The 17,137-nt window shown below is 60.2% G+C and carries 18 protein-coding genes, 2 tRNA genes and 1 pseudogene; 12 read left to right on the forward strand and 9 right to left on the reverse strand.

The genetic code is table 11. The features are described from left to right. Positions 1 to 53 precede the first annotated feature (53 nt). Positions 54 to 1,097 (reverse strand): rod shape-determining protein, encoded by a 1,044-nt coding sequence (locus B5V00_RS02755; RefSeq protein ID WP_085009229.1) that lies wholly within the window; start codon positions 1,095 to 1,097, stop codon positions 54 to 56. 196 nt (positions 1,098 to 1,293) lie between these two features. On the opposite strand from B5V00_RS02755, the gene B5V00_RS02760 reads away from it, so the two are divergent. The 12 genes from B5V00_RS02760 to B5V00_RS02810 all read left to right on the forward strand — a co-directional run bounded on the left by B5V00_RS02760 (position 1,294) and on the right by B5V00_RS02810 (position 9,868). After that, complete coding sequence (locus B5V00_RS02760) at positions 1,294 to 3,231, forward strand: SurA N-terminal domain-containing protein (RefSeq protein WP_085009230.1); 1,938 nt, start codon at positions 1,294 to 1,296, stop codon at positions 3,229 to 3,231. A 166-nt stretch (positions 3,232 to 3,397) separates the two neighbouring features. Further along, a complete protein-coding gene (locus B5V00_RS02765) occupies positions 3,398 to 4,288 on the forward strand; it encodes a phosphoribosylaminoimidazolesuccinocarboxamide synthase (protein ID WP_085009231.1) in 891 nt (296 codons plus the stop codon). A gap of 1 nt (position 4,289) precedes the next feature. Beyond that, entirely contained in the window at positions 4,290 to 4,991 is a 702-nt protein-coding gene (locus tag B5V00_RS02770) for a tetratricopeptide repeat protein (RefSeq protein WP_085009232.1), read from the forward strand. Between the two features lie 90 nt (positions 4,992 to 5,081). Then, positions 5,082 to 5,157 (forward strand) — tRNA-Ala (locus B5V00_RS02775). A gap of 61 nt (positions 5,158 to 5,218) precedes the next feature. Beyond that, positions 5,219 to 6,577, forward strand: coding sequence for an anthranilate synthase component I family protein (locus tag B5V00_RS02780; RefSeq protein ID WP_085009233.1), 1,359 nt, complete (start codon positions 5,219 to 5,221; stop codon positions 6,575 to 6,577). After that, complete coding sequence (locus B5V00_RS02785; protein WP_172399594.1) at positions 6,574 to 7,392, forward strand: aminotransferase class IV; 819 nt, start codon at positions 6,574 to 6,576, stop codon at positions 7,390 to 7,392. The genes B5V00_RS02780 and B5V00_RS02785 overlap by 4 nt, the downstream gene beginning before the upstream one ends. Positions 7,393 to 7,429: 37 nt before the next feature. Then, a tRNA-Leu gene (locus B5V00_RS02790) sits at positions 7,430 to 7,514 on the forward strand. A 297-nt stretch (positions 7,515 to 7,811) separates the two neighbouring features. Continuing rightward, entirely contained in the window at positions 7,812 to 8,342 is a 531-nt protein-coding gene (locus B5V00_RS02795; RefSeq protein ID WP_172399595.1) for a TetR/AcrR family transcriptional regulator, read from the forward strand. A 62-nt stretch (positions 8,343 to 8,404) separates the two neighbouring features. Beyond that, positions 8,405 to 8,581, forward strand: coding sequence for a hypothetical protein (locus B5V00_RS17100; protein WP_172399596.1), 177 nt, complete (start codon positions 8,405 to 8,407; stop codon positions 8,579 to 8,581). Between the two features lie 24 nt (positions 8,582 to 8,605). Further along, positions 8,606 to 9,004, forward strand: coding sequence for a tautomerase family protein (locus B5V00_RS02800; RefSeq protein ID WP_085009236.1), 399 nt, complete (start codon positions 8,606 to 8,608; stop codon positions 9,002 to 9,004). A gap of 143 nt (positions 9,005 to 9,147) precedes the next feature. Then, on the forward strand, positions 9,148 to 9,570 hold the full coding sequence (locus B5V00_RS02805; protein ID WP_085009237.1) for an HI0074 family nucleotidyltransferase substrate-binding subunit: 423 nt from the start codon (positions 9,148 to 9,150) through the stop codon (positions 9,568 to 9,570). Further along, positions 9,563 to 9,868: a nucleotidyltransferase family protein gene (locus tag B5V00_RS02810; protein ID WP_085009238.1), complete on the forward strand. Its 306-nt coding sequence runs from the start codon at positions 9,563 to 9,565 to the stop codon at positions 9,866 to 9,868. Before B5V00_RS02805 ends, B5V00_RS02810 begins: the two co-directional genes overlap by 8 nt. Positions 9,869 to 10,001: 133 nt before the next feature. Here the strand turns inward: B5V00_RS02810 and B5V00_RS02815 are convergent, their stop codons facing one another. The 8 genes and pseudogenes from B5V00_RS02815 to B5V00_RS17555 form a co-directional block, all read right to left on the reverse strand. Then, positions 10,002 to 11,936 carry an ATP-binding response regulator gene (locus B5V00_RS02815; protein ID WP_085009239.1) on the reverse strand — a complete coding sequence of 645 codons (1,935 nt, stop codon included), beginning with the start codon at positions 11,934 to 11,936 and terminating at the stop codon, positions 10,002 to 10,004. After that, a complete protein-coding gene (locus B5V00_RS02820; RefSeq protein ID WP_085009240.1) occupies positions 11,933 to 13,291 on the reverse strand; it encodes an ATP-binding protein in 1,359 nt (452 codons plus the stop codon). The genes B5V00_RS02815 and B5V00_RS02820 overlap by 4 nt, the downstream gene beginning before the upstream one ends. Then, positions 13,273 to 14,298 carry an ATP-binding protein gene (locus B5V00_RS02825; protein WP_085009241.1) on the reverse strand — a complete coding sequence of 342 codons (1,026 nt, stop codon included), beginning with the start codon at positions 14,296 to 14,298 and terminating at the stop codon, positions 13,273 to 13,275. Before B5V00_RS02825 ends, B5V00_RS02820 begins: the two co-directional genes overlap by 19 nt. A 1-nt stretch (position 14,299) precedes the next feature. Next, on the reverse strand, positions 14,300 to 14,701 hold the full coding sequence (locus B5V00_RS02830; protein ID WP_085009242.1) for an anti-sigma regulatory factor: 402 nt from the start codon (positions 14,699 to 14,701) through the stop codon (positions 14,300 to 14,302). Further along, complete coding sequence (locus B5V00_RS02835) at positions 14,679 to 15,089, reverse strand: STAS domain-containing protein (RefSeq protein ID WP_085009243.1); 411 nt, start codon at positions 15,087 to 15,089, stop codon at positions 14,679 to 14,681. The genes B5V00_RS02830 and B5V00_RS02835 overlap by 23 nt, the downstream gene beginning before the upstream one ends. A 3-nt stretch (positions 15,090 to 15,092) precedes the next feature. After that, positions 15,093 to 15,941 carry an STAS domain-containing protein gene (locus B5V00_RS02840; RefSeq protein ID WP_085009244.1) on the reverse strand — a complete coding sequence of 283 codons (849 nt, stop codon included), beginning with the start codon at positions 15,939 to 15,941 and terminating at the stop codon, positions 15,093 to 15,095. 23 nt (positions 15,942 to 15,964) lie between these two features. Further along, positions 15,965 to 16,258 (reverse strand): hypothetical protein, encoded by a 294-nt coding sequence (locus tag B5V00_RS02845; protein WP_172399597.1) that lies wholly within the window; start codon positions 16,256 to 16,258, stop codon positions 15,965 to 15,967. 161 nt (positions 16,259 to 16,419) lie between these two features. After that, positions 16,420 to 17,060 (reverse strand): annotated as a pseudogene (locus B5V00_RS17555) (four helix bundle suffix domain-containing protein). Positions 17,061 to 17,137: the final 77 nt, after the last annotated feature.

Genomic DNA, 17,137 nt, shown 5'->3' on the forward strand with positions numbered 1-17,137 from the left:
GCTGGAAAGGGGCAGCGTCCGGCAGAACACTGCCCCGGTTGTAAACGGCAGGGTCAGGAGGTGACGGTCACCCGGCGCAGCAGATCCAGCTCATCGAGCACCTTGCCGGAACCGAGAACGACACTGGAAAGCGGATCCTCGGCCTGCACCACGGGGAGTCCCGTTTCTTCACGCAGCAGGTTGTCCAGATTGCGCAGCATGGCGCCGCCGCCGGCCAGCACGATCCCCTTGTCGACAATATCCGCAGCCAACTCCGGCGGTGTCCGTTCCAGGGCGATCCGTACCGCCTCGACGATGGCATTGACCGGTTCGGAGATTGCCTCACGAACTTCACTGGCGGTGATCTCGAGGGTTTTCGGAATCCCGCTGACCAGATCCCGGCCCTTGACCTCCATGGACGGATTATCATCTCCGGCGTAGGCGCTGCCGATCTCGATCTTGATCTGTTCGGCGGTCCGTTCACCGATCAGCAGATTGTACTTGCGCTTCATATGCTGCACGATCGCCTCATCGAGCTTGTCGCCGCCGACCCGGACGCTCTTCGCGTAGACGATGCCGGACAGGGAGATCACCGCCACCTCGGTGGTGCCGCCGCCGATATCGACGATCATATTTCCCGACGCCTCGGTAATCGGCAGCCCGGCGCCGATCGCCGCCGCCATCGGCTCCTCGATAAGATAGACTTCACGGGCCCCGGCCGACTCGGCCGACTCCTTGACCGCGCGTTTTTCCACCTGGGTGATGCCGGACGGAACACAGATCACGATCCGCGGCCGCACCAGCGCCTTGCGGTTGTGAACCTTCTGAATGAAATAGCGCAGCATCTCCTCGGTGATATCGAAATCAGCGATCACCCCATCCTTCATCGGACGGATGGCGACAATGCTGCCGGGGGTGCGGCCGAGCATCTTCTTGGCTTCCATGCCGACCGCCAGCACCTTTCTCTGACCGACATGGTCCTTCTGCACGGCAACCACTGAAGGCTCACTGACGACAATCCCCTTGCCCTTGAGATAGACCAGGGTATTGGCGGTGCCGAGGTCAATGGCGAGGTCGTTGGAGAACATACCCCAGAAGGCATTAAACATATTGAACATGAGATTCGAATCTCCCTGCGGACATGATGGAAGGCGCTGGTGAGCAGCGCCGAAAAATGACTGTTCACACTACCAAAAACGTCCTGCCATTTCAAGCCGTAAAAGACAAAAAGATATTGCATTTACCACCCTTATTGACTAACATGCCAGCCTGTTTTCAAACCCCGGCAAGACGCCACAAGGAGACCGTCCCATCATGCTCGATATTGTCCGCGCCAAGCAGAAGTCGATGTTCATCAAACTCGCCTTCGCCATCATCATTCTCAGCTTTGTCATCGGCTATGCCATGCTCACTTCCCCCACGGGCAACGGCGACCGGCCGAATGACCTGGCTGCCAGCGTCAACGGCAGCAAGATCAGCATGGAGGAATACCGGAGCGCCTATTCAAATATCTACAACCTCTACCAGAATATCTACCGTGACCAGTTCACCCCGGCCCTGGAAAAACAGCTCAATCTGAAACGACAGGCTCTCCAGCAGCTTGTCGACCAGCGGCTGCTGGCCCAGGAAGGGGAAAAACTCGGCATGGAGGTCAGCAAAAAGGAACTGGTTGACGCCATCGCCAAGATTCCGGCCTTCCAGGAAAACGGCGTCTTCAACAAACAGCGTTACGTCGACGTCCTCTCCTACCAGCGCCTGACCCCCGATGTTTTTGAAGAGATGCAACGCAACGACCTGCTGGTCAAGAAGGTCGGCGACTACCTGCGCGGTGAAGTCAGCGTCAGCGACGAAGACATCGAAGCCGAGTTCCGCAAGCAGAATGAAAAGGTTAACCTGGCCTTCGTCCGTTTCGCTCCGGCCCTGTTCGAAGACAAGGTCGAAATCAAGGAAGAGGCGCTCAAGGAATTCTTCCAGCAGAATCAGGAGCAGTTCCGCATCCCGGAGAAAGTCTCGATCCGCTACATCCTGTTTGATCCGGCGTCCTATGTCGACCAGGTCAAGCTTGAGCAACAGGACATTGAAAAATATTACCGCCGCCACCTCGATCAGTTTGAAATCCCCGAACAGGTTCGTGCCAGCCACGTGCTGATCCGGGTCGCCCGGGATGCTGACAAAGAGGTACGGAAAAAGAAACGCGCGCTGGCCGAAAAAATCCTGGCCGAAGCCAAAGCGGGCAAGGATTTCGCCAAGCTGGCAACAAAATACTCGGATGACAAGGCCAGCGTCGCCAAAGGCGGCGACCTGGGCTATTTCACCCGCGGTACCATGGTGAAAAGCTTTGAAGATGCCGCCTTTGCCCTGAAACCGGGAGAACTGAGCGACATTGTCACCTCCCCCTTCGGCTTCCACATCATCAAGGGCTCCGGCTACATCGAAGCGGGCGTCAAACCGCTGGAAGATGTCCTCGACGAGGTCAAGCAGGGCCTGCGCAAGGAACTCGCCCGTCAACTGGCCTACGAGAAAGCCATGGATGCCTACAACATCAATCGCAAGGCGGGAGACCTGGATGCCGCGGCCAAGAGCGCCGGTCTTGAAATCAGCGAGAGTGGTCTTTTTACCCGCGATGAGCCGGTCGGCACACTCGGCAGCCAGCCCGAACTGAACAGCGCAGCCTTTACTCTCCAGCAGGGCGCTCTTGCCCGACCGCTGAACCTGAAACAGGGCGTGATCCTGATGACCCTCAAGGAACGCCAGGAAAGCCGTCTTCCCGAATTGGCCGAAGTGCGCAAGGCCGTTGAAAAAGCTTTCCGCAGAGACAAAAGCGTCGAGTTGGCCCAAGCTGCCGCCGACAAGTTGCTGGCAGACCTGAAAACGGCCGGCGATCTCAATGCCGCCGCCGGGGCCGCCAAACTCAAAGTCGAAGAAACCGGTGATTTTGCCCGCAGTTACGGAGACTTTGTCCCCCGCATCGGTCAGAGCGCCGACCTCGCCAAACAGGCGTTCACCCTGACCGAAGAGAAGCCGGTTGCCGATCAGATTTTTGAAATCAACGGCAAGTTCATCGTTGCGGTGCTGAAGAAACACTCAACAGCCGACATGGCACAGCTCGATGACGCTAAACGTGAAGAACTGCGCACCAGCCTGACCAAGAAAAAGCAGGATGAAGTCTACCGCGCCAAGCTTGACGAACTGAAAAAGAAAGCCCAGATCGAAATCAGCCCGGCGCTGGCCAGCCTGATGAACGAAGGATAATGGCGTCGCAAAAACTCACCAGCAGCTGCATTTCCGTGCTTGCTCTCGCGGCTTCGACGTACGTCAGTACGCCTCATTGCTCGACAAGCACGCACCTTGCTGCTGATGCTTTTTGCTCAGCCGACAACTCTTTTGCTTTCTTGCGAAAGCATCAAGGATAAGAGACATGCCCAAGATTCTGCTGCAGAGCGACTGCCCGACCCTCAAACTTGCCAGCCGCGGCAAGGTGCGCGACATCTATGACCTCGGCGAACACCTGCTGATCGTCACCTCCGACCGCATCAGCGCCTTTGACGTGATCATGGACCAGGGCATTCCCGACAAGGGGATCGTCCTGACCCAGATCTCCAAATTCTGGTTCGAGCAGATGAAGGACCTGGTGCCGAACCATATCGTCTCCACGGAAGTCGACGAGTTCCCGGTCTCTGCCCGGGCCTATCGGGAGCAGCTCGAAGGACGCAGCATGCTGGTCAAAAAGGCCGCGCCGTTGCCGATTGAATGCATTGTGCGCGGCTATGTCTCCGGATCCGGCTGGAAGGACTACCAGGCCCATGGCGCGATCTGCGGCATCAAGCTGCCTGCCGGTCTCCGGCAGAGTGACCAGCTCCCCGAACCGATCTTCACGCCGTCGACCAAGGCTGAACTCGGAGAACACGATGAGAATATCGACTTCGCCCGCGCCGAACAGCTCTGCGGCGCCGAAGTGGCGGCACAGGTACGCGACCTGACAATCGCCATCTATCAGCGTGCCCGACAGTTCGCCGATACCAAGGGGCTGATCATCGCCGACACCAAGTTCGAATTCGGGTTGATCGACGGTCAGCTGATCTGGATCGACGAAGCCCTCACCCCCGATTCTTCCCGGTTCTGGCCCAAAGATCTCTACCAGCCCGGCGGGCCGCAGCCGAGCTTCGACAAGCAGTTCCTGCGTGACTATCTCGAAACCCTCGACTGGGGCAAGGTCGCCCCGCCGCCACAGCTGCCGGACGAAATCGTCGAGAAAACGGCGGACAAGTACCGTGAAGCGCTGCAGCGCCTGACCGGAATCAGCCTCTAAGGTGTCGCGGAGAAGACGCCAGAAAGCCGCGTTCCGGCTGATCGTCCTTCTGCTGGTGACCATCCTTGGCGGTTGCGTCGTCATCGGCCCGCAGCCGGACGGCGAACTCGGCCGCCGCCAGCGGCAGCATGCCGAGCAGCTGATCAAGGGGCATGACTACCAGGCGGCGGCGAAGGAACTGGCCCTGGCGACGGCCAACCTGCCCGATGACAACGAAACCGCCCTGCGTTATGGTGAGGTCCTGGAAGCGCTTGACCGCCAGACCGAAGCGGCCGGCGTCTACCGCCGGGCACTGAAGAACGACGGCGACCGGAAGAACCAGCTGCGTTATCGCCTGGCGCTGCTGCAGGCCCTGCAGCTCAACCAGTTGCCCGAGGCGGTCGCCCTGCAGCGGCAACTGCCGCCGGAAACCTTTCAGGCCGGGGATCTTCAGGCCGTCATCCTGCTGCAGCAGGGCCGAACACGCCAGGCCCTGATCCTCCTGGCCGACCTCGCCAAAAAGGTTCGCTCCGAAGATCAGGCGGCACATATCGCCTACCACGCCGCCCTCGCCTACCGTTCCCTGAAGGATGACAACAACACTTACAGCAGCCTCTACCAGGCGATCAACCGCGCCGAGAACCTGGGACTGATTCAACAGATCCAACGCTTCTGGAACCATCCGCAACCGGCGGGAAGCTCAACCAACACTCCCGGCAAATGAATCGCAGCCGGGATGGCGTTTTTTTCGCGCAACCGGCAAAAAAAGCGTTGACACCCCAAAACGGCTTTGTTATAAACAGCTTCGCTTTGAGGGGCTATAGCTCAGCTGGGAGAGCGCTTGAATGGCATTCAAGAGGTCGGCGGTTCGATCCCGCCTAGCTCCACCAAGAAAAACAAGAGGTTAACTCGCGAGGGTTAACCTCTTTTTCTTTTTGCATCGGTGAGTTCATGCCGGCCATCAGCCTGACCCTTCCCCTGTCCCGTTTCGATCCTCTCGCGGTCCAGCTGCGCCTCGCCGCGAACGGTCCCGGCTTTCTGGAAAGCGCCAACCTCGCTGACCGGACCGGCCGCTACAGCATCGTGCCGCTGCGGGTCCGCGAAACCTGGCAGCTGGACCGGCGGGAGCGCCTGGTCCGGCAAAAGGACGGGAACCGGCAGCTGCTGGCGGGGGATTGCTGGCAGCTGCTGCAGCAGCACCTGGAGCAGAACAGCTGCACCGGAGGCGGGTTGTTCCCGGGCGGTTTTTTCGGCCTCTTCGGCTATGACCTGGCCGGCAGCATCGAGCATCTTCCCCGACAGGCCAGGCGCGACCTGCCGATTCCCGAGCTCTGGCTCTGCTGGGTCGACCTGACCGCCGTCTACGACCACCGGGATCACCTCCTGACCCTGGCCGGCCTCGACGACAGCGTTGATCTCGCCGCCTGGGGCGAACGGGTGATCGACGCCTGCCGGGAAAAACTGCCTGTGGCAGAGGTCAGCCTGCGGCAGCCTTCGCAACCGGTCCTGAGTGAAACTGACTTCAGGACCATGGTCGATCATGCCAAGGATTACATCCGCGCCGGCGACATCTACCAGGCCAACCTCTCCTGCCGCTTCGATGCCCGGCTCCAGGGACCGTCCTGGGCCCTTTATCAACACCTGCGCAAGGTCAACCCGGCCCCCTTCGCCTGCCTGCTGCGCACCCCCGGAGTTGAGCTGATTTCCGCCTCGCCGGAACGACTGGTCAGCCTGCGTGACGGGATCGCCGAAACCCGGCCGATCGCCGGCACCCGGCCGCGCGGCTACACCCCGCCCGAGGACCACTCCCTCGGCGAGGAACTGCTGGCCCACCCCAAGGAGCGCGCCGAGCACATCATGCTGCTCGACCTCGAGCGCAACGATCTCGGCAAGGTCTGCCGTGTCGGCAGCGTCGAGGTCGACGAACTGATGGTGCTGGAGCGCTACTCCCACGTCACCCACATCGTTTCCAATGTCCGCGGTGAGCTGCGACCGGAATGCGGACCGTTCGAGCTGGTACGGGCGATGTTCCCCGGCGGCACCATAACCGGGGTGCCGAAAAAGCGCTGCATGGAAATCATCGACGAACTCGAACCGACCGGGCGCGGCAGCTACACCGGCAGCGTCGGCTACCTCTCGGCCAACGGCAATCTCGACCTGAACATCCTGATTCGCGGCTTCCAGCGCTGCGGCGATCACCTCAGCTACCAGGTCGGCGCCGGCATCGTCGCCGACTCGGACCCGCAACGCGAATGGCAGGAGTGCCTGGCCAAGGGCGCCGCCATGGCCCAGACTCTGGAGGGGCTGTGAGGATCATCATCAGCGACGGCGAACCGGTGACCGGCGGCAATCTGCAGGTGGATGTCGAGGACAGCGGCTTTCTGTACGGCGATTCCCTGTTCGAAACCCTGCGTGCCGAACAGGGGGAACTGATCTGGGTCGGGCAGCACCTGGAACGGATCGAGACCGCCTGTCGGCTGAGCGGCATCCTCTTTGACCGGCAACTGGCGCAACAGGGGCTGGATGAGGTCTGCCGCCGCAGTGGCAAAACAACGGCGCGGGTCCGGCTGACCGTCAGCCGCGGCGGTCCCGACGGCAGACCACGGCAACTGGTCACCGCCTGCCCCTATCAACCCCCGGCGACAGAGAGCTACCGTAACGGCGTGGACTGCGTCTACGCCGCCAATCGCCGGGTCAACGCCGTTTCCCACCTGCCGCAGATGAAGCGCGGCAATTACGCGGACTGCCTCTACGCCTCCCGCCAGGCACGCGCCGCCGGTGCCTTCGAAGCCCTGTTCATCGAACCGGACGGGATGCTGCAGGAAGGCGCGATCAGCAACCTGTTTCTGCTCGTTGACGGGGTCCTGCTCACCCCACCGGCCGGAGACCTGGTGCTGCCCGGCATCGCCCGCGCCGAGATCCTCAAGGCGGCAAAGAAGATCGGCCTGCCGGTCAGGGAACAGCCGCTGCACCGGAAACTGCTCGCCGACTCCGCCGAGGTCATGCTCAGCAACAGCCTGTTCGGCCTGATTCCGGTCCGCAGCATCGCCGGGCACAACCTCCCGCGCGGCCCCCTCGCAGCGACCCTGCGCAAACAGCTCGGTTTCCCGTTCGATTCGACTTGACCACTCGGGTTCGGGTGATTATAATTTCGACGCTTTTGCCGAAGTGGTGGAATTGGTAGACACGAAGGTCTCAAAAACCTTTGCCTTCGGGCGTGCCGGTTCGATTCCGGCCTTCGGTACCATCATGAAAACAGGGGACCATGCGGATACGTGGTCCCCTGTTTTTGTCTGCGCCCCTGCCGATAGATTGACCGGGGATGCGGAACTATTGTTGCTGAACGGGATAATAATTCACGATCACGGCAACTTACAGCAATTTTACCGTCTTGCAGGCCCACCCCCATCGAGACCCATCGACTGTCAAGAATCCCCGGGCAGGGAAATAACCCTTGACTTCTGTACCGATCGGTCCACATTATGAATTCATGGCGACAGGCAGACCAAAAGAATTTGATTATGATCAGGCGCTCAAGGCTGCGATGAAGCAGTTCTGGTCCGTTGGTTTTACCGCGACCTCGCTGCAGGATCTGTTGCGCGTCATGGGGCTGTCCAAAAGCAGCTTCTACCAGACGTTCGGCAGCAAACATGAACTTTTTCTGAGATGTCTTGAGCTCTACCAGTCCAGGCTGATCCAGAGGCTGAAAGGGCAAATGGCGGGGGAATGGTCGGGGATCGGTTTTATCCGCAATCTGTTTTCCGAAGTCATCCTGGAGGCTTCCCGACCGGAAAAGTATGGATGCCTGCTGGTCAATACGGCGGGAGAATTCGCACAACGGGACACCGAAATTGCTCAGCTTGTCTCCCGGGGCCTTGAAAAACTCAGGCAGCTTTTTCTGCGCGCCATCCGGCAGGCGCAGAGCCAGGGGGACGTGGAATCGGAAAAAGATGCTGAGCTGCTTGCCCGCTACCTGGTCACAACCATCTGCGGCATCCGCAGCATGATCAAGGGGGGGACCGAAAAAAAAGATCTGGAGATGGTTGTGAAAATTGCCCTGGGGGTATTGGGCTAAAAAAATTTCCCCCATTGGGGACCGAGCGGTCCAATAATTTTACCTGAGCAGAGGAGAACATCATGAATCGCATTGCCCTTGTCACGGACCAGAACGCCAATGAAAAGGTCGCCGCCATCTTCGCCGAGTTCGTGGAAACCCTGGGGGTGATGGAAATTTTTGCCGGATTCTACCGCTTTCTCGACGCCTTGCAGGGCCGATCGATTTTTGAAGCACCCCATTCGCCAAGCAATTCATAACCCGGATTCTGCCCGGAGGACTCTATGCCCCACTTACAATTTGAAATCAATCGCAGCCTGAAAGAGGCCGAAAAAATCACCATTGCCACCCAGGCAAGACAGCTTTTTTCTGCAGTGATGGACACCGGAACCGATCACATCAGTATCTCGATACGTGAATTTCCTGCCTGCAATCTCTCCATCGGCCGTGCACATGAACCGGAAAGAGGCATCGCCCTGGTCAATGCTGATATCAGGGCGGGACGGACCATGGAACAGCGGCGGGAGTTGACCCTCGGATTTATGGACCTGCTGCACCGTACCCTGCAGATTCCCAAAGAACAGATGTATGTCACGCTGACCGAACACAAGGGCGAGGATTTCCATCTGCAGGAGAGGTTCCTGGCGAGTTGGCAGGAGGGGGAAGACCCTTTGGTGGACTAGACGAGGGTGGTGAGGTGGATACGACCTCGATTTTTGTCTGCGCCCCCACAGCCCCTGCCCGGTTCGGGATTCCACTTCAGAGTGAAGACAGTGGATGTTAGGATGTTTCAACAGTGGAGACGATTTCCCGACAGGAGAGGACGATGGACCTAGATCTGAGCAGCCTGAAAAAAGTCGTGGCGTCTCTTGATGCCGTTCTGGCCGAAACCCGCAACCTGACATTCATGAACAGCCTGACGCCGGTGCAGAAAAACGCCATGATCGCCGGAGCAATTCAGAATTTTGAATTCACCTACGAACTCTGCTGGAAATTTCTCAAGCGCTGGATGGAAAACAACATCTCCAGTGAAAGTGTCGAAGGCATTACCCGCAGGCAACTCTTTCGTCTGGCCGTCGAGTCACGCCTGATCGACGATGTCGAGCGCTGGATGATCTTTCACCGTGCCCACAATCAGACCTCGCATGTCTACGATGAAGAGGTCGCCAGGGATGTCTACCAAAGCGCGACCGAATTTCTCCCCGCAGCCAAAGCCCTGCTGGCCGCCCTTGAAGCCCGCAATGATTGACCTGCCGCAAGACACCCTGGAATCGATCAGGGACATTCTGCACCGGTTTGTTCCCGATGCTGAAATCCGCGCCTTCGGTTCCCGCGTCAAAGGAACCGCCAGGTCACACTCCGACCTCGACCTGGTGGTGGTTGGAGCGGAGCGGTTGCCGCGTGATCCCTACTACCAACTGCAGGATGCTTTTGAGGAATCGTCACTGCCGTTCAGGGTTGACGTGCTTGACTGGCATCGAATCTCACCGGAATTTCGCCGGCATATTGAACAGGGGTACGAAATTATTGTTGCCGGAAGGGGATGACGATTCGACGATTACAGGCGCTTATGACAGACTTGCCATCTTGCAATTCTGCCCCCCCTGTTTCTGTTCCCCCGGTTTTTCGGGGGTGAACGCTCCGTGACGGTTCCGGTTGGCACCTGCCTGGGTGTCGACCTCAACACGGGCGAGGCTGATTGAGAACGGAGCGGACCTTGCGCAGCAGACGTTCACGTGTAAAAGGCTTGAGCAACAGTTCGTCGTAGGAGACGGCCATCTGGTCGAACAACTCCTGGTCGGCATAACCGGACATCAGGATCACCTTAAATCCGGGATGATCGGCAACCAGCCGGCCGGCCAGTTCGGGACCGGTCATTGCCGGCATGACCACATCGGTCAGCAGCAGCGCAATGTCCCGGTTGCCGGCGGCCAGAGATTCCGCCTCCGCCGGTGAATTGGCGGTCAAGACCCGATAGCCGGCCTCTTCCAGCAGCAGGCGGGTGGCGGTCAGAACCTGCAGTTCGTCATCGACCACCAGCAGGGTTTCGTTGCCACTCAGGTCACTGGGGGCAGGATGCTCCTGGCGGGATCTGCCGGTTTCGCAGGAGATGGCCGGCAGGAAAATGGTAAAGCAGCTTCCCCGTCCCGGTTCACTTTCGACCTCGATGGTTCCCCCGTTTTGCCGAACGATGCCGTAGACGGTCGCCAGCCCCAGTCCCGAGCCGCGACCGCCGCCCTTGGTGGTGAAGAAAGGGTCGAAAATCCTCTGGCGGGTGGCCTCGTCCATGCCGGTGCCGTTGTCGCGTACCGACAGCAGCAGCTGGCCGTCGGGGGCTTCGCCATCGGCCTTCTGCCGGTGAAAGGCCGTACTGAGTTCAATGACGCCCTGAAATCCCGGAGTAATCTTCTCCTGGATGGCGTCGCGGGCGTTGATCACCAGATTGAGCAGAATCTGGTCGAGCTGGGCCGGGTCGAAGCGCAAAGACGGCAGTTGCCCGCCGCGATGAAAGCGCAGCTCGATGTCTTCACGGACCAGCCGGCGCAGCATGATCAGGGATTTGTCCACCCGCTGGTTCAGGTCGAACAGTTTCGGCCGGGTGATCTGTCGGCGGGCGAAGGCAAGAAGCTGCTGGGTGATTTCCGCCGAACGTTCCGCCGCCAGCAGGATCTGTTTCATGACCGGTGTCAGCGGATGATCCTCTTCCAGCCGCTGGCAACAGAGTTGAGAGAGGGAGAGGATGACGCTGAGCAGATTGTTGTAGTCGTGTGCCACGCCGCCGGCCAGCTTGCCGACCGCCTCCAGCTTTTCCGTCTGGCGCAGCCGTTCTTCGAGCCGTTGCTGCTCGGTGATGTCGCGGCGCATTTCGATCACTCCGGTCAGCGCTCCCGCTGCATTCCGGGTCGGAATGCAGCGCAACTCCCAGATACGTCCCTGGTTGTCGATAAAGATTTCCATCGCCTCCCGGCCGGTCTGCATCGCCCTTCGCCCCGGACACGGTTCGCTGGTGGCGTGACATTCGTGAAATACCTGCTGGCAATGGCTGCCGACCAGTTGGTCGACGGTCAGGTCCAGCTGCTTTTCGACTTCGCCATTGGTCCACAAGATGACATTTTCGCCGGAGATGGAGCAGAGCATGTCGGGCAGAGCATTGAGCAACTGGCGGAATTCGTTCGACAGGGTGCGGTAGCGTTCCTCATTCTCCCGGGCCCTGCGGGTGGCGTCTTTCGTTCTGAGCAGGGCCTGGATGGTCGCTCGCAGCACGGCCGGCTCGACCGGCTGGGTCAGATAGGCATCGGCTCCGAGTTCCAGGCCTTCCACCCGGTCGTGGTCGTCGATGGCGGCGGCACTCAGGTGCAGGATCGGCAGATCGGCGGTTCGCGGCTGGTTCTTCAGCTGCCGGCAGACCTGTCGGCCATCCATGTCGGGGAGCTTGACGTCGAGAACGACCAGGTCGAATTCTTCGGTCAAGGCACGTTCCAGGGCCTGCTGGCCGTTGGTTGCCTCCTCGACGCGATAACCACCCTGCCGGAGCTGCCTGGCGGTCGTGTAGCGGTTGGGTTCGTTGTCGTCGACCAGCAGAATCCGCGCCGGCCGGGTATCTGATGGGGTCATTGCGCCTCCCTGTCGGAGAGTTGCAGTCGCCGGGGAATCTGCAGAGTGAAACAGGAACCCCGACCAGGAACACTTTCAACGGTGAGATCACCGCCAAGGGCGTGGGCGAGTTTACGGGACAGCGGCAATCCGAGGCCCGTCCCCTTGACCCGGCCCTGCAGCCGGTGGTCGATCTGGGTGTATTCTTCGAAAATCCGCTCCTGGTCCTCGGGCGCGATGCCGATCCCGGTGTCGGTGACCTGAAAGCGGACCTGGTCGCGCTGCGTGTCGTAGTCAGCCCTGACCCTGACTTCCCCCCGCTCGGTGAACTTGAGAGCGTTGGAAACCAGGTTGCGCAGTATCTGTGCCAGTTTGTTCTCGTCCGTTTCCAGCAGCGGAAAGTCGTCGTCGACGTCTTCCACCGCCAAGACCACCTGCCGCTGCTTGTCGCCCAGGGTCGGTTTGAGCATGCCGCGCAGAGAACTGAGCAGCTGGCCGGCACTGCAGGGAGCGACCCGCAATGTCATCTTGCCGGCCTCGAGTCGGGCCAGGTCGAGCAGGTCGTTGACCAGGTCGGTCAGATTTTTCGACGCGAGATGGATGTAGCCAAGCTGCTTGCGCTGCTCGGGATTCAGTTCGCCGTCGGCTTCGTCGAGCAACAGCTGGGCCAGGCCGAGGATGGCGTTGAGCGGAGTGCGGAATTCATGGCTGAGGTGGGAGATAAACTGGGCCTGCAGCCGGTTGATCCGCTGCAGGTGATCGGCCTTTTCTTCCAGTTCCCGGCTCAGGAAGATAATGCCACGGTTGGTGTCGGTCAGCTCGCGGTTGAGCTGTTCCAGTTCCTGCTGTTTCTGCCGCAGGCTGGCCATCGCTGCCAGAAGTTCCTGGTTCTGGCGCTGAATTTCTTCGTAGGGACTTTGCGGTTGCTGCCGGCACAGACGGCGGATCAGCTTCTGGATGAGATCGGGGGTGGGGGAGGTCTGTTCGGCCGACAGGGCCTTGCCGACCAGAACCCGGGTGCCGTCGTGGCTGGATGCCAGGTCGAAAAGATCCATGATGCGCTTGACGCCTGCCAGCCCCCGCCCCCTGGTGTGGCATTCGTCGCTGGCGCCGTCCTGCGCGGTCTGAGGGTTGCCGAAACCGGGCCCCTGGTCGTTGACTTCGATCAGCAGCCGGTGGTGATCGACGGCGAAACGGACGCGACCGCCACCTGCGTGGCGGAAGGCGTTGCGGGCCAGTTCCGATACCGCCGTGGCGATGCGCGAGATGTCCTGGCGGTCAAAGCCGAGACCGTCGGCGATGGCCGCCGCCCGCTGCCGGGCCAGAACCACATCCTGTTCGTAGGCGATACGCAGGGTCAGAATGTGTTGTCGCATGGCTCGCTCCGTCGGATTGCCAGGACCGCGACGTCATCGGCACCGCGACGATGGTCGCGGCAGAGGACGGCCGCCGTCAGCAGGGGGTGGCGTTCGAACAGGCCCGGTTTGACGGCCGGATCCCAGCGGGACGACAGGCCGTCGCTGTGCATGATCAGCAGGTCACCTGGTTCGAAAGCCGATTCGCTGGAACGCAGGCTGGCACGGATATGACCGGCGATGCCCTGCCGGGAAGGCAAATGATACCACTGCCCACGATGCCGGTAGCGGACGGCAATATTACCGAGACCGACATGGATCAGCCGGTTGCTATTGGCATCGATCTCGATCAGGGCGACTGCCCCGCCCCGGGTCGGCCGCAAAGCTTCATGGATCTGCTCGAGCCGGCTGACGATCGGTTCACCCCGGGCCTGCAGAAAAGAGGTGACGGCCGCTTCCGCTGCTTCGGCGGCATGGATGCCGTGGCCGAGACCGTCGCAGAGAAGGCAGCAGAGCCGTTCGTCCATCTGGTCGATGGCCCAGGTGTCACCACAGACCTCCTCGCAGCTGGCCGGCAGGCGGAAGGCACCGGTTATGAACGGAGACGGGAACAGGTCGGGGTGTGGCCGGCTCCAGATGCGGCAGATGACGGCGGTGCCATGACGGGGGCGGGCATCGATATCGAACAGGTCGGACAGCCGTTGTACGGCGCCGAGACCGTTGCCGCAGGTGCCGGCGGTAGAATAACCGTCCTGCAGGCTGCGTTCGACATTGCTCATGCCGGAGCCGGTGTCAAGGGCGACAATGTCGATGCCGGGAACGGCTGTTTCGGTGATCTGTCGCAGGACAACCTGTCCGCTGCTGCCGGCATGGCGGATGATATTGTTTGCCAGTTCGGTGCAGACGATTGCCACCCGTCCCAGAGATTCTTCGTCAAAGCCGGTTGCTTGGCAGAAAGCCGTCGCCTGGCGGCGCAGTTCTCCGACGTCGGCGTCGTGGCGGATGTCGCAGAGTATCTGATCGCGCATGTCAAAGAGTCCAGCCGATGATGGTGACGCGGGTTCCCTGACCGGGAGTTGACTGAATGATGAATTCGTTTGCCAGCCGCTGGGCGGCACCGAGACCGAAACCGAGCCCGCCGGCCGTGGTGTAGCCATCGGTCATCGCCTGTCTGATGTCGGCGATGCCCGGCCCCTGATCGACAAACTCCATCTTCAGCCCCCGGCGGCCGGAGCGTTCCAGCACGTCGAAATGGGCCTGACCGCCACCGCCATGTGTCAGAACGTTGCGTCCCAGTTCACTGGCGGCGGTCACCAGCTTGGTCTGGGCGACCAGACGAAAACCGAGCTGAATCAGTATCTCCCGACAGGTCTTGCGCAACAGGACCAGATCTGATTCCTGTCGCAGTTCAATCGTCTTGCGGCCGGTCATGATCCTGCGCCTTTCGAACGAGGCCCGGAACAGCGGCCAGGTGTTTCTGCAGCAGGGCCATGCCCATCTCGACGTTGAGGGCGGTGAGAACGCCTTCGAGTCGCATGCCCAGTTCCACCAGGGTGATTGCCACGGCCGCCTGCATGCCGACCACCACGGTGACGGCGTCGAGCAGACGGGCGGTGGCGGCAATCTCTCCCAGAACCCGGCCGATGAAGGAGTCGACCACGTCGAGGCAGGAGATGTCGATCAGCACCCCCCTGGCACCGGTTTCGACAATGCGCCTGCTCAGTTCGTCCTGCAGGTCGAGAGCCACCTGGTCGGCCATGTCGATCTGGATACTGACCAGCAGGCAGTTGTCGACTTTGAGAATGGGGATTTTTTCCATGCCTCACTCCCGTTCGCGTTTGCGGACGGTCAGTCCGCGCAGGGCAAAAGCATGGGCGAGGGCTTCGGCCAGGGTGGCCTTGGTGGTCACGTCCTGGAAGCCGACACCGAGATGGACCATGGTCTGGGCGATCTGCGGGCGGATGCCGCTGATCAGGCATTCGGCGCCCATCAGGCGTGCTGCGGCGACGGTTTTCAGGATGTGTTGGGCGACCATGGTGTCGACGGTGGGGACGCCGGTGATGTCGAGAATGGCCACCGTGGAGGAGGTGGCGACGATCATGTCGAGCAGCGATTCCATGATGCTCTGGGTGCGGGCGCTGTCGAGGGTGCCGATGAGAGGCAGGGCGAGGATGCCGTCCCAGATTTTGACCGTCGGGGTGGAAAGCTCCATCATTTCTGACTGTTGCTGACGGATAAGCTTTTCCTTGATGTCGACCAAGCGGGTGACGGCGTGCATGCCGAGCTGATCAAGCAGGTCGGAGCTGGCCTGGGTCAGTTCGAGGACTTCCGCGGGGTTATCACGCAGATGCTCGGACAACAACCTGAACAGGGGCTTTTTCAGGGTGAAGATGGCGGCAGTGACCTGCTCGACGGAGAAGCCGCGCTCGATGCGGTCGTTGGTCAGACGTTCGAGAAAGAGGAGTGTCTGGTCGAGAAGGGGGGCATCTTCCCCGGCGGTCAGATCGGCCTCGAAGACGTTGAAGAAGTCTCCGGCGTCGTGTTGCAGATCGCTTAGTGAAATGAAGCGCTTCTTGTCGGCAAGAGCCTCCTGCTGCAGGGCGACCCAGTCGTCGACCAGCTGGTCTCTGTGCTTCTGGATCAGCAATGCCAGACGTTTCAATGCAGACATGGTTACCTCCTGTTTTATATGATTCAATGTTTGATTGGTTCGGCAGAAAGAAGCGACAGTTTAGCCTGAATCAGTGGGTTCATGGCGGATGAAGAGTGCAAGCGCTTGAGCTGAATGCGATTTTCAAAAATCTGAGGCGCACCCGAAGGTTCGCCGGTGATTTCCGGAAAGTGCAGACGAGTCAATGACTTGTGCTGTTCGTCGGCAATGAACTCACTTGATTCAGTGTTAAGATAACGCAAAATATTGGCAAAAGCCAAGGGGCAAGAGAAGAGAGCTGGATGATCTTTCACCGTGCCCGCAAGCAGACCTCGCATGTCTACGATGAAGAGGTCGCCAGGGATGTCTACCAAAACAACGGGGGTACGAAATTTGCCGGACGGGGATAACGAACCGACGATTACGGGCGCTTACTACAAACTTGCCAACTTGCAATCCTGACCCTGACCCTGACGGCTTCTGTCGGCTTGTACATCGCTCAGTAGCCCCGTCTCCTTTTGCGCACCCGATAAAGGCGTTCGGTAAAGCCGCCTTCTTTTTCAAAATCTTCCGCCAGCCGCATCACCTGTCGGTCGAGCAGGGCACAGGCCACCGCCAACAGCACCAGAGCCGCGTTGGCGGAAAGTTCGGGGTAGATGTGAGCGGACAGCGTGGACCGGGTGAACATGCTGGACTCGGCTGAATTCACCTGTCCACTCTTTCCAGACAGTCCAACAGGTCCACATCTTTTCGCCACCTCGACAACCCAGTGTGCCACTTCATCGGCCGTTGTGCAGCGCCGATCTATCAGCTCCTGGCGCAGCGGCTCATCCTTTGACCACTGGCGAAAGCCCCGCTGACGCAGAAAATCTTCGTAATCAAGCTTCAGCTCTTCCAGGCTGGCCCGCGCCACCTGGGTCAGCTTTTCAGTTCAGTCTTCTTCGAGGTCGCCGAGGCCTGTGCCCCCTCGGCGATGTTCTGCACCCCGCTGCGGGCGGCCTGCACCATCTGGTCGCGGGTGCGACTGAAGCGGTCGATGTAGCGGTCGCAGAAACGCACCGTCACGTCGTAGACCAGCTGCGCTACCTGAAAGCTCTTGAGCTTTCGGTAACCGCCATGCTTCGGAATCAATCCTTCCATTTCTGCCACCGTGTCCCTCCTGCTTCTGCTGTCCACCCTCCCCGCCGCGGCTGTGCCGGTGACGAGCTTGTGGTGGT

Origin of the sequence: Geothermobacter hydrogeniphilus (assembly GCF_002093115.1) — a bacterium.
GTDB lineage: Bacteria > Desulfobacterota > Desulfuromonadia > Desulfuromonadales > Geothermobacteraceae > Geothermobacter_A > Geothermobacter_A hydrogeniphilus.